The organism is Lentimicrobiaceae bacterium (assembly GCA_028697555.1).
Classification (GTDB): Bacteria; Bacteroidota; Bacteroidia; order Bacteroidales; family UBA4417; genus UBA4417.
Genome location: JAQVEX010000001.1, coordinates 1 through 12,650 on the forward strand (window position 1 = coordinate 1; position 12,650 = coordinate 12,650).

Genomic DNA, 12,650 nt, shown 5'->3' on the forward strand with positions numbered 1-12,650 from the left:
TTTATCGTACACATTCAGCGTTCCCAAAAACAGTTCCGATATTTCTCTAACTGCGTAATTAGCACCGTTGTTGGAAGTGATGTAATCGGAAAGGTTGTTGTTAATGCAATACATATCGAACAAGGGAGAGGCACTACGTTTGACTTGAAATTTCAAACCGCATAATTCTGCTATGCTAAGGTCTAAAATATCGTCGAAACAAAAAGCCACTTCGTTTGGTTTAAGGTTGTGCTTTTCGATAAAATCGTTAAAAGCAAGTCTTTTATTTTTGCAATTGAAATAAAATTCGTTGAAGTGCTCTCTATTGGTAAGATTGATTGCAATTTTGTTTTCTTCACCTGTAATAATAGCAACTGGAGGAACTTGGTTGTTAGTTAACCAAAGTCCGAACCTAAGCATATTGGTTCCCATAGAGTCAATTTCGGAAAAGTTGCTTGAATTGCTTTCGCCTTTGGCTCCCGAATTAAAAACTCCGTCCCAATCGAAAATAAAAGCTTTTATGTTATTGCATTTTTCTACAAACTTTTCGAAAGGAATGATAAATCTTCCACCAATGTGTTCGAATATGTTTTTTATCTCTTGCATTGTTTATATATCGTGAATATCAAGCAAGCCAATTGCTTTGCCGTTGCTTGTAACTAACAAATTATCGACTTTGTTTTGTCTGAGCAGGTCGTTGGCTTTAAACAGAAGTTCATTTTCATCGATAGAAATAGGAGTATTGTATTTAAAGTCGGACATTTTATTTTTGAGAGCGTTTTCTCCTTCGTTTTGCAGCAAACGTCTTAGGTCTCCATCGGTAAATACACCTAATGCATTCTGCGATTCGTCGGCGACAATAATGCAGCCAAAACCGTATTTAGACATCTTGATAAGAGCTTCTTGCAGCGTGCTATCTTTCGACACAAAAGGATTGACATTATTCATTGCATCTTTAACCTTAACGGTCATAAGTCTGGTATGCTCGTAAAATTGTTCGGTTCCAATTGATGTGAAATTGTTTTCCGGCATTTGCAGAAGTATTTTGTAAGGAACGGTAATAGTGTGAACACCAATGTTTATGGCATTTCTGACGTGTTCAACATTTCTGACCGAAGAAAACATAATTTTCGTATTGTAGTTGTACATGTAAACAGCTTGTACGCATTGCTCAACAAGTGAAAGAGCATCGTGTCCTTGGTCTTGCAGTCTTCCCACAAGAGGACAAACGTAAGTAGCTCCGGCGTGCATTGCCATATATGCCTGTTGAAGCGTATAAACCAAATGGACATTAACCATTATGTTTTGCTTGGTAAGCATTTTACATGCCTTGACACCTTCTAATGAGATAGGAATTTTGAAAACCGTTGTATCTTTCGAAAGTCCTAAGTCGAGTAGTCGCTGTGCTTCACCGTAAATCTCTTCAGCACTTTTACCAAGGGCTTCAATTTGTATAACCGGTACGATGTTCGCCAATTGCAAAATAAATGCGTCAATATCGGTAACACCGTGTCTGTACATAAATGTTGGCGTGGTTGTTAAGCCATCTAAAAAACCTAATTTAAAGGCTTTTTTTATTTCGTCATAATCGGCGCTGTCTAAGTATAGTTCCATAATGTTGATTATCTGTATTTTACTTCTATGTTATGTAATTCAATGATTGGTTTCAAAAATTCTTCAAGGTCGTTGATGCAAATTTGGCTAGCTGCATCGCAAAGAGCTTTGTCGGGTTCGGGGTGAGCTTCAATAAAAACTCCATCGACACCGGCAGCTACTCCTGCACGAGAAAGCACACCGAGATACTGGCGAGCACCACCTTTTGGGTCGGCACTTGGGATTCCGTATTTTCTGATAGAGTGAGTTATATCAAAAATAACCGGAAAGCCGATTTGTTGAAGTTCGTAAAAACTTCTCGGATCAACTACAAGGTCGTTGTAGCCGAATGTGTAACCCCTTTCGGTAAGTAATATTTGATTATTTCCCGAATCAATGACTTTTTGTGTTGGCTTGTCCATGTTTTCGGGTGCCAAAAATTGTCCGTGTTTGATGTTTATCACCTTGCCTGTCTTGGCTGCCGCCGTAACTATTGAAGTCTGCATACACAAGTACGCAGGAATTTGAATAACGTCTAACACTTCGGCTGCTATCGCTGCTTGCGAGCTTTCATGAATATCGGACAGTACGGGAAATCCAAAATCTTGTTTTATTCGTTGCAGCATTTTTAAACCTTCGTCCAAGCCAGGTCCTTGATAATGTTTAAGACTGCTACGGTTGTCTTTTGTAAACGAAGATTTAAAAATAACTGGAATATTCAGCTTTTCCGAAACTTTTTTCAAATATTCCGCAGTTTTCATCATAACGTCTTCGGTTTCTATGACACAAGGTCCCGAAATCAAAAACAACTCATCGGCACCGCAAGTTATATCGCCAACTTTAACTTTATATTTACTCATTTTTCGATTTTTAAAGTTATTACATTCTGATAAACATTTCTTTTATTCTGTCTTTTGTCAGAACGTCTTTCCAATTTTCGCCTAAGGCGTGATCCCACATGTGTGGTAAGTTATACGCAATGTCGGACATTTTATCGATTTGCTCTTTTGTCCAATTTTTTGATAAGTTGGTTGGAAGGTCAACGTTGTTGATTTTAATCATTTCTCTAAACTCATCAATTCCTTCGGAATAAAAATCTTCTAAAACGTTGAAAGCAATACAGTTAGCAATACCGTGTCTGGCTCCTAAAACGTATGACAAACCATAAGAAAGTGCGTGGCAAGCACCAACTTCGGAATAGCTAAGACTGAGTCCGCCAAACAAAGAAGCTACCATAAGGTCTTCGGCTGCTTTCAATGAGCCAAAACCTTCGGGGTTTAAATAAACCTTACGACAAAGGTCTATAGCCATATCAGCGTAGGCAGTGCTAAACGTGTTGTTTAGTCGTCCGTTTGTCGATTCTATGCAGTGAATATAGGTGTCCATTCCTGTGTAAAACCAATGATTTCGCGGTACTGTGAGTGTAAGTTCCGGATCCATAACAATTTGGTTAAACGGAGTAGATTCGCCTTTTATACCTAATTTCTTTTCAGGACCTGTCAGAACAGCTGTTGTCGAGCATTCGGCTCCTGTGCCTGATATTGTCGGCACTCCTACGTGATATACGCTAGGATTTTTTGCCAAGCCAAAACCTTGATACAATGTTGAAGAACCTTCTTGATTTACCATTACCGACAGAGCTTTTGCTATGTCCATGGCGCTACCGCCGCCAATTCCGACAACGCCCGAAGGTAAGCCCTTTGTTTGCATTATTTCGTCGCGTAGCGTGTCTATTTGTTGAGTTTTCGGCTCGTCTTTACCTGTAAAAACAAAATACACGCTATCGTTGGGTTTCAAAGGTAACCTTTTTTCAAGTTCTTTACCTTTAAAGTAGTCATCGACTATAAACACAAAATACTTGTTGTTGAGTTCGCGTTTTGGTGCTATTATCTCTTCCAACTGATTGAAACTGCCTGCACCGAAAACAATTTTATCTATATTTTTAATGTTTTTGTACATATCTTTTTATTTGTTGTTAATTACTGTAGAAATTATCTTTTTCAAATTATCGGCTAAATCAACAATTTGCTCGTCTGTCCAAGTAGCTTTTACACCAACGGAAATCAACCTTCCGATAACATTTTGAGATACCGGTAGTTGTAAGTTGTTGTAATCCTGAACAGGTTTTAAATGATGAATAGCCATAGGCGAAGCTGTTTTCAGATTTTTAAGGTGATCCCACTGATTTATAAAGTGATACATGTTGATGTACCAATAGTTACAGCTTTCCACTTTGTTTTTTGTAATGAGTTCGAACACTTGTCCCGCCATTTCTGTTGTAGGCATAAAGAAGTTAAGAAAAGTACCTGAATCGCCTTCCGGGTCGGGAACAGGTCTGAAAGTAATACCTTCAACGCCGGACAATAGTTCTTTAAGTCTCTGCTGATTATGCTTTTTAGCACTTCTGATTTTATTCAGTTTTCGCATTTGAGCCAATCTCACTGCGGCGTTCAATTCGCCAATACGGAAATTAAATCCAATGATAGGATGTTGTTCCATGCCCCTGTTGTTTCCAACGTGGTTGTGTCCGTGGTCGGAGTAGCAATCGGCTAATTTATAGCAATTTTCGTCATCGGTAACAAGTACACCACCTTCGCCGCAGGTTGTAATTTTAAAGAAATCGAAAGAATAACAGCCGGTTTTACCAAAAGTACCCACCGATTTTCCTTTATAAAAAGCTCCCAATGCCTGTCCGGCATCTTCAACAAGCACGAGATTGTGTTTTTTGCACACTTCCATTATTTCGTCCATATTGGCAGCAGCACCGCACATATGAACTAACAGCACAGCTTTGGTGTCGGGAGTCAAAGCAGCTTCAATGCCTTTGGCACTCAAACAAAGGTTTTCGTCGATTTCGGCAAAAACAGGAATTGCACCTACAAACAAAACCGCTTCAATTGTAGCAATAAAAGTAAACGGAGGCACAATAACTTGATGTCCGTAGCCAATACCTGCTGCGGCAAGAGCTGTCGCAACCGCAGTACTACCGCTGGAAACAGCGTGAGCGAAGTTTGCTCCTGTGTACTTCTTAACTTCTTCTTCCAAGCTTCTCGCTTTCCATATATTGTTGCGTTGTGCATCGTGGTTGTACCTAAATAAAATGCCGGTTTCTAATACGTCTTGTACTTCTTTACGTTCTTCGGCACCAAAAAATTCCATTCCGGGCATAATAATATCGTTTTAAAATTCAACTACAAAAGTACATCTTTTTGTTAATCATTTAAAATAAAGATGATATGTATTTTATGATTTTTAGCAGATTTAACACTAACCATAATGTTTAGAAACAATTAAGTACTGCAATTTTCACAATACTGTCAATTTTAACACTTTGTTATCAGATTTAGAAATAATATTAAATTTGCCGAAAATAAATCAAAAAAATAAGACTATGAAGAAAGCATACATATTCCCCGGTCAGGGAGCGCAATTTGTAGGAATGGGTAAGGATTTGTACGAAAATTATCCATTAGCCAAACAAATGTTTGATCAAGCCAACGAAATACTTGGTTTCAACATAACCGATCTAATGTTTTCGGGAACCGAAGATGAATTAAAGCAAACGAGAGTTACGCAACCTGCAATATTTTTGCATTCGGTTATATTGGCAAACTGCATAAAGGATTTTTCGCCTTCAATGTCGGCAGGGCACTCACTTGGCGAGTTTTCGGCATTGGTTGCTTGCAAAGCTATGTCGTTTGAGAGCGGACTAAAATTAGTTTACGCAAGAGCTATGGCAATGCAAGAAGCATGCGAAATGCAACCTTCAACAATGGCAGCTATATTAGGATTGGATGACGAAAAAGTTGAAGCTGTCGTTAACGAAATTGACGAAATTGTTGTTGCAGCAAATTATAATAGTCCGGGACAAGTTGTTATCTCCGGTTCAATAAAAGGGGTGGAGTTAGCTTGCGAGGCATTGAAACAAGCCGGAGCAAGACGTGCCTTACCTTTAAAGGTTGGCGGAGCTTTCCACTCGCCGCTGATGGAGCCGGCAAGAGTTAAATTAGCCGAAGCTATAGAAAAAACAGCTTTTAGCGAACCTATTTGTCCTATTTATCAAAACGTTGATGCTTTACCATATACCAATCCTGACAAAATTAAGCAAAACCTTATCAATCAGCTGACATCTCCTGTACGCTGGACTCAGATTGTTAAAAATATGGTAAAAGACGGTGCTACAAGTTTTATTGAAGTAGGACCAGGAAGCGTACTACAAGGATTAGTTAAGAAAATAAACCCCGAATCGGAAACATCGGCAGGTACGGCTGAGTAGGAAGATTTGCTTTTGGCTATTGGCTGTTAGCCATTAGCAAATAACAATGAGTAATTACCAATCAGCCCCTGAAGTTTGGGGATGTTTCGACATTTTCGGTCATTGAGTGCCGATATTGAGCGAAGCGAGATATCGGTGTATCGAAATGCCGAAAATGGGGAATAGTTTCAAGTTCTGAATTTTTCTCAATAGCCGTGTCTTTAAAGGCACGGCTATTGAAGCGAAATGCCGAAAATATTACCCCGCTCGCTTTGCAAAAGCGAGCGAGCATCGATAATAACAATTTGCTGGCGCGCTTTTGTAAAGCGTGTCAGCAAAAGTAATTGCTAATTACTAATTGAAAATTGACCCGTAACCCGTAACCCGCAACACAAAAAAGCTAACAGCTTTTTACAATTCTTCCTGCAACCACTGCATAACTTTCTTAGTAGCACCTGTGCGAGCTTTAATATAACTAAGGCAGTTTTGGCTTGCTTCTTTGTATCGTTGTTTGTTGTTGATTAGCTCGTTAACGGTTTTCTCCAAAACAAATTGGTTGTGAACGACAGTAACGGCATCACGTTGGATAAGGTCGTATGCTTCTTGAAATTTACTCATTTTAGGACCTATAATAATTGGCAATCCGAAGGCTGCAGGTTCTAAAATATTATGAATACCATCGCCAAAGCCACCACCAACGTACGCAATGTAACCGTATTTATAAACTTCCGAAAGCATGCCAATTGTATCTAATATCATGACTTTGGCATCTTTTGTATCATTAATGCAAGCTTGCGTGTATCTTATGGTGTTGCACTTTGTGCTTAGCATTAGTTTCAAAATCCTTTCTTCGTTAATTTCGTGAGGTGCAATGATGTACCTTAACGGGATTTCACTGTTTTCGACCAAACTCAATATTAGTTCTTCATCTTTTTCCCATGTGCTGCCGCCTATAAGCACCAAATTGTCTTTACAAAAAGCTTCTAAAACAGGGAAATTGATATCTTTTTGCGAAACTTCGAAGACTCTATCAAAACGTGTGTCGCCACTAATGCTGACGTTGTTTATGCTGATAAATTCTAAAAGCTGTTTTGAATCTTCATTTTGCACAAAAATATGTTTGTATCCCGAAAGTATCTTGCGAGCCCATGAGCCGTACCATCTGAAGAATATTTGTTCGGGACGGAAAATTCCTGAAATTAGCACTATAGGGATATTATTTTTTTGAAGTTGTTCTAAGATATTGTACCAAAATTCGTATTTAACAAAAAATGCTATGTCAGGTTTGGTAATTGCAACAAATTTTTTTGCATTCTTTGGCGTATCAATGGGAAGATATAGAATAAGGTCGGCACCGACGTATGCTTTGCGTACTTCGTATCCCGAAGGACTGAAAAAAGTAAGCAAAATTTTATAATCGGGGTGTTGCTTTCTAAAAGCTTCGATTATAGGTCTTCCTTGTTCAAATTCGCCAAGAGACGCACAATGAAACCAAGCTTTTTTGGTATCGGGTTTGTTGAAGCCGTTACGCTCTAAGGCGATTTTTAATCCTTCGAAATAATAATTACGACCTTTAACCCACAAGCGAGCTTTGCGGTTGAAAATGGAACTTATTCTTATACCGAAGTAGTATAAGTAAATGCCAATATTGTATAGAAACTTAGAGAACATCGTTAAACATGTTAGTAATAATAATATTCGGTTTTTGTTTTCGGATAAAATGGCAACATCCAGCCGACTTTAATGCTGGTTAGCATGTCGAAACGCTTTTCGTCGGCGTATTTCATATCATTGAAATAGTAAACGCGTCTGTTTTGTGTGTACGCCTGAACCGATTCAATGCCGATTTTAAAATTTATACGTGTATTATCTCCCTGATAATGAAAACCAACATATTCAACGACTGCCGGTCCGTTGCATAAATGGTCGTAGCCCTTTTTGTAATCGCCGTCAAGTTGCGGAACGTTGTTGTTTGGTACGTCAATTCTGATTTTATGCTGCATAAAACCTGCTCCAATTTGAAACATAATACCCGAATTCGGATTAATTTTCGGTATCGGCACAAGTTTGCCTGCTTTTACGAATGCTGTAAATCCCCTTTGTGTAAGCATAATGTTGGACAAGGTTCCGAGCATATCTATTACGCCGTCGGGAGTGGATATACCGCTTAAAATCGAGTCGGGATGATTGATTTTATCTTTGAAAATAAAATTTCCTTCCAACTCTAAATTCCACCCTGTAGCCGATTTAAATAAAAACGAACCGCCAATTTGGTGCGAAGGACCAAAACGCTCTGAAAGATCACCCGAAGGGAAACCGAAACCGTAATGAACGGACAAAACGTTTATGTTCATTGAGGTATCTATTAATTTGACATGTGACCCTCGCTGCGAATATGAGTTAAATGAAATAAGAATAGCAACAAGTACCAATAGTAAGGTTTTATTCATATGGCAATATTTACGCGTTTTTATCGACAGCATGATAAAAATTGAGTAGTTCTTTTTATTCTGCAAAGGTAGTAATTATTAAGTTAATAGGTAAAAAATTTATGGACATAAATTTTTGGTGGTTGGTGATTGGTGGAGAGTGGAGAGTGGTGAGTGATGAGTGATGAGTGGTAATCGGTGTTTAGAGGTTGAGTTTCGTGCTTTTGCACCCTTCACCCTTCACCCACCACCATTTAATTATCAATACATCGCTTACAGTATAAAAAGTGTTAATCTTTTTCAAAATAATATAATATCGAATTAAATATTTATCTTTGAACTTTTAAAACTACAGATATGAACAACTTTACAATGTACAACCCTACTAAACTTCACTTTGGTAAAGGATGTTGCGAGAAGCTTGGCGAGAAAGCAAAAAAATTAGGAAATAAGGCATTGCTTATTTACGGCAAAAATTCAATAAAAAAGAATGGAATTTACGACTTGATTGTCGAGCAGTTGGAAAAAAACAATATGACTTATGTTGAGTACGGAGGAATTAAGTCTAATCCGTTGAATACCGATGCCGACGAGGCAGTTGCTCTCGGACGTGATGCCAAAGTCGATTGTGTAATTGCTATTGGCGGAGGTAGCGTTATTGATACTGCAAAGATGGTGGCGATATGTATTCCTACCGACAATAAAGTGTGGGATTTTTATCAGCAAAAAGCCGTACCCGAAAAATCTGTTCCGCTTATAGCTGTACTTACTCTTGCAGCTACAGGTTCGGAAATGAACGGTATTGCGGTTCTTCAAAATCACGAAACACAACAAAAATTCGGTTACCGCAGCAAATATTGTTTCCCGATGCATTCTTTTTTAGACCCGACTTTCACATTTTCAGTTCCGGCAAATTACACGGCTTACGGCGTAGCCGACCTTATCGCTCACAGTTTGGAGGCATATTTTGGTGCGGGCGAATGTACTTTGTCCGATAGATTTTGTTTCAGTATAATTTCTGATGCTATTCATTGGTCGGAAAGACTTTTCAAAAACCTGCACGATTACGATGCACGAGCCGCCATAATGTACGATGCAACAATGGCTCTTAACGGACAAATAGCCTACGGAAAAGCCAATACCGATTGGGGTGTCCATGCGTTGGGACATAACTTGTCGTTGCTGTTCGATACGCCGCACGGAGCAAGTCTTTCCATCATGTATTTGGCATGGATGAAACATTTTAAACCCACAATTGAACAAAAACTCATAAAGTTGGGTAAGGTAGTCTTTAATGTAGAAACCGCCGACGAATGCATTAACAAGTTTGAAGAATTTTTCAAATCTATTAATACGCCCACAAGGTTGTCGGAAGCAAATATTTTTGAAAAAGATTTTGATAAAATTATTGAGTCTTTTGTTCATAATAGAGCGACAGGATACAATATCAAGATAACCGAAAAAGACTACGCACCGATATTGAAGTTAGCTCGATAATTATACGTTTTACAGGTGGATTTGTTTTTCAGAAAATACGGCAGCGGACAAAATATTATTATTTTGCACGGATTGTTCGGTCAGAGCGACAACTGGATTCCCGTAGCCCGACTTTTGGAAAAGAACTTTACAGTCTGGTTGCCCGATTTAAGAAATCACGGACAATCGCCGCACAGCGACGAGTTTAACTATTCAGTTATTGCTCACGATGTTTGCCAATTTGTTTCAAAACATAATATCACCGACTTTGTAATTGTAGGTCATTCTATGGGAGGCAAGGCAGCACTTAAAATTTCTGCCGATAATATTTGTCCTGTCAAAGCTCAAATTATTATCGATATTGCTCCCAAGCAATACCAAGTGTCTGAATATCATTTGAATATACTCAAATGTATGCAAAATTTGGATTTAGATGAACTGAAATATATCAGTAATGTTGAAAAAGAGCTGAAACGCCTGCAATTCGACGACTTTACAATTAATTTGATAATCAAGAATTTGAAGTATGTCGATAAGAAATTAGTCTTTAAGCTGGACGTAGAAAGCATTTACAACAATATTTCCAATATTACGGCTCCCATTATTGCAAATAAGCCAATAGAAACCAAAACACTGTTTATAAAAGCCGATGAATCGGATTATATAAAAGCTGAGGATTTTGCTTTAATAAAAGAAAGCTACGTAAATGCCGAGTTGCGTATCATAGCTTCGTCTGACCATTATGTTCATGTTAGGAAACCGGTAGAGTTGAGCAGTTTAATAAGTGAGTGGTTTATGGTGGAAATGAATAATTAACAATGAGCAATGAGCAATTACTAATTATTCATTGATAATTGATAATCGCATGAGCCCCGCAACACGTAACTCGCAACCCGCACCACGCAACCCTAACAATTCGGAAATAACGATAAAGAAACCTTATCTAAAACATCTTTTGAGTTTTGCTTATCAGCGTGTAATTGCTCAATAAGAGCTTCTAAGTTTTTAAAACGTATTTCATCTCGCAATCGTTTTACAAAAAATAAGCGAACATCTTTGTCGTAAATATCTTCATCAAAATCAAAAATATTTGTTTCAATGGTCAAATGATGTTCGTCAATTGTGGGTCGGTAGCCGATATTAGTCATGCACTTGTAAAACTCGTCGTTAACGCAGAGGTAACAAGCATAAACTCCAATTTTTGGTATTAGTTTATCGTTGTTGTCAATTTTTATGTTTGCCGTAGGAAAGCCCATTTTTCTTCCTAACTGATTGCCTTTAACCACAGTGCCGGAAATAAAATAGTCGTAACTTAGCAGTTTGTTTGCATCGGGAATATTGCCCAAATTTATGCAATCCTTAATATCCGCCGATTTCACAATAGTATTATTGACTTTCTCATCGGGAATTTCAATTAATTTGAAATTATTTTTCTGAGCCGTATTTCTCAATTCATTGATGTTTGTATTCATTTTCGATAGAAAATCATCGCTATTGAAGAAAAACAAAGTATCGATTTTTATGTTTTTAAGAATAGTGCTTTCTAAAAACTCGCAAGTGTTAAGGTCTGCCAACCACCTGTTAAACGGCACAACAACCAACGCATCAACACCCAATTGCTCAAGCATAAGTTGTTTTTCGTCTTCGCTAAGCAAGAGCTTAAAGTTGATGTCGTTGTACAAAACCTTTTCGGGAGGCGGCACAAAAGTAATTACGCAACTTTTTATATTTTGTTCCAATGAGATTTCGGTTAAGGATTTCAACACCTTTTTGTGTGTTAGATGAATTCCGTCGAAAGAACCTATTGCAACATTATATTTTATTTTTGAGTCAAAATCTGTCCAATTATGATATAGCTTCATATTCCTGCGTATTTCTTGTTTATGATAATTGCTGCAATTTGAATAGCGTTGGTAGCAGCACCTTTTCTGAGGTTGTCGGAAACAACCCACATGTTGAGAGTGTTTGGCTGTGTGTGGTCAATTCTGACTCTGCCTACAAAAACTTCATCTTTGTTTTGAGCCGATAAAGGAGTAGGGTAAAGGTTTATGTCGTTACAGTCGCTTAGTATTACGCCTGACGTGGAACTTATAATATCTTTAACTTCGTTTAGCGAAAAAGGTTTTTCAAATTCGGCGTTAATAGCTTCGGAATGAGCCACCATAACCGGAACTCGCACCACAGTTGCACTGACTTGTATATTATTGTCGTTGAAGATTTTACGAGTTTCGTTAACAAGTTTTTCTTCTTCCGAAGTGTATCCGTTTTCGTTAAAATCTCCGCCTTGCGGAATTACGTTCAAATCTATAGTATGCGGATAAGCCATTGCAGACGGTGTTATGCCTTGCCTTTCACAAGTCAGTTGTGTTAAACCTTTATGTCCGGAACCCGAAACCGACTGATATGTAGAAACAACAATTCGTTTCAGTTTGTAATGTTTGTGCAACTCCGAAAGAGCAAGCACCATTTGTATTGTCGAGCAATTAGGATTAGCAATAAGTTTAGTGTTTTCGTTTACGCAATCGCCGTTAATTTCTGGAACCACAAGAGGTACATCATCGTGAAGTCGCCATGCAGAGCTGTTGTCGATGACAAAGCATCCCATTTTTGTAAATTCTTTCGCATAAGAAATCGACAATTCCGAACCACACGAAAAAATTGCAATATCAGGCGATTTCTGCAAGCAATCGCTTATGGTCATTACTTCGTGGTATGCGCCATTAAACAATAATTTTTTCCCTTTCGATTTTTCGGAAGCAACAAAAAATATTTCTTTTATCTTGCTCAAAGGGAAATAATTTTCTTCGGATAAGACTTCCAACAGGGTCTCTCCAACTAATCCGGTTGCTCCTATTATTGCTAATTTCATTGTTAAAAATATTTTTGCAACTTATTGTTAATAAAAAAATAATAACAAC

The 12,650-nt window shown here is 38.1% G+C and carries 12 protein-coding genes; 3 read left to right on the forward strand and 9 right to left on the reverse strand.

Annotated elements, in window-relative coordinates:
* From PHP31_00005 to PHP31_00025, 5 genes are all read right to left on the reverse strand, one after another.
* Positions 1–585: hypothetical protein (locus tag PHP31_00005; protein MDD3737665.1), on the reverse strand; the 585-nt coding region annotated here is incomplete at its 3' end.
* Between the two features lie 3 nt (positions 586–588).
* Complete coding sequence (locus PHP31_00010) at positions 589–1,593, reverse strand: transaldolase family protein (GenBank protein MDD3737666.1); 1,005 nt, start codon at positions 1,591–1,593, stop codon at positions 589–591.
* Positions 1,594–1,601: 8 nt separating this feature from the next.
* Entirely contained in the window at positions 1,602–2,432 is an 831-nt protein-coding gene (gene kdsA, locus PHP31_00015; protein ID MDD3737667.1) for a 3-deoxy-8-phosphooctulonate synthase, read from the reverse strand.
* A 19-nt stretch (positions 2,433–2,451) separates the two neighbouring features.
* On the reverse strand, positions 2,452–3,531 hold the full coding sequence (locus tag PHP31_00020; GenBank protein ID MDD3737668.1) for an iron-containing alcohol dehydrogenase family protein: 1,080 nt from the start codon (positions 3,529–3,531) through the stop codon (positions 2,452–2,454).
* A gap of 6 nt (positions 3,532–3,537) precedes the next feature.
* Entirely contained in the window at positions 3,538–4,740 is a 1,203-nt protein-coding gene (locus tag PHP31_00025) for a DegT/DnrJ/EryC1/StrS family aminotransferase (protein MDD3737669.1), read from the reverse strand.
* A gap of 223 nt (positions 4,741–4,963) precedes the next feature.
* Here PHP31_00025 and fabD point away from each other — a divergent pair, with 223 nt between their 5' ends.
* Positions 4,964–5,848, forward strand: a complete 885-nt coding sequence (gene fabD / locus PHP31_00030) for an ACP S-malonyltransferase (GenBank protein ID MDD3737670.1) — start codon at positions 4,964–4,966, stop codon at positions 5,846–5,848.
* A 390-nt stretch (positions 5,849–6,238) separates the two neighbouring features.
* Here fabD and PHP31_00035 read toward each other — a convergent pair whose 3' ends face one another.
* Together PHP31_00035 and PHP31_00040 are read right to left on the reverse strand one after the other, a co-directional pair.
* Positions 6,239–7,498 carry a glycosyltransferase N-terminal domain-containing protein gene (locus PHP31_00035; GenBank protein ID MDD3737671.1) on the reverse strand — a complete coding sequence of 420 codons (1,260 nt, stop codon included), beginning with the start codon at positions 7,496–7,498 and terminating at the stop codon, positions 6,239–6,241.
* A gap of 11 nt (positions 7,499–7,509) precedes the next feature.
* A complete protein-coding gene (locus PHP31_00040) occupies positions 7,510–8,277 on the reverse strand; it encodes a hypothetical protein (GenBank protein MDD3737672.1) in 768 nt (255 codons plus the stop codon).
* A gap of 336 nt (positions 8,278–8,613) precedes the next feature.
* On the opposite strand from PHP31_00040, the gene PHP31_00045 reads away from it, so the two are divergent.
* Both PHP31_00045 and PHP31_00050 read left to right on the forward strand, forming a co-directional pair.
* On the forward strand, positions 8,614–9,753 hold the full coding sequence (locus PHP31_00045; protein ID MDD3737673.1) for an iron-containing alcohol dehydrogenase: 1,140 nt from the start codon (positions 8,614–8,616) through the stop codon (positions 9,751–9,753).
* Between the two features lie 15 nt (positions 9,754–9,768).
* A complete protein-coding gene (locus PHP31_00050; protein MDD3737674.1) occupies positions 9,769–10,548 on the forward strand; it encodes an alpha/beta fold hydrolase in 780 nt (259 codons plus the stop codon).
* Positions 10,549–10,640: 92 nt separating this feature from the next.
* Here the strand turns inward: PHP31_00050 and PHP31_00055 are convergent, their stop codons facing one another.
* Positions 10,641–11,594 (reverse strand): bifunctional riboflavin kinase/FAD synthetase, encoded by a 954-nt coding sequence (locus PHP31_00055; GenBank protein MDD3737675.1) that lies wholly within the window; start codon positions 11,592–11,594, stop codon positions 10,641–10,643.
* Positions 11,591–12,601, reverse strand: coding sequence for an aspartate-semialdehyde dehydrogenase (locus PHP31_00060; protein MDD3737676.1), 1,011 nt, complete (start codon positions 12,599–12,601; stop codon positions 11,591–11,593). The genes PHP31_00055 and PHP31_00060 overlap by 4 nt, the downstream gene beginning before the upstream one ends.
* Positions 12,602–12,650 lie beyond the last annotated feature (49 nt).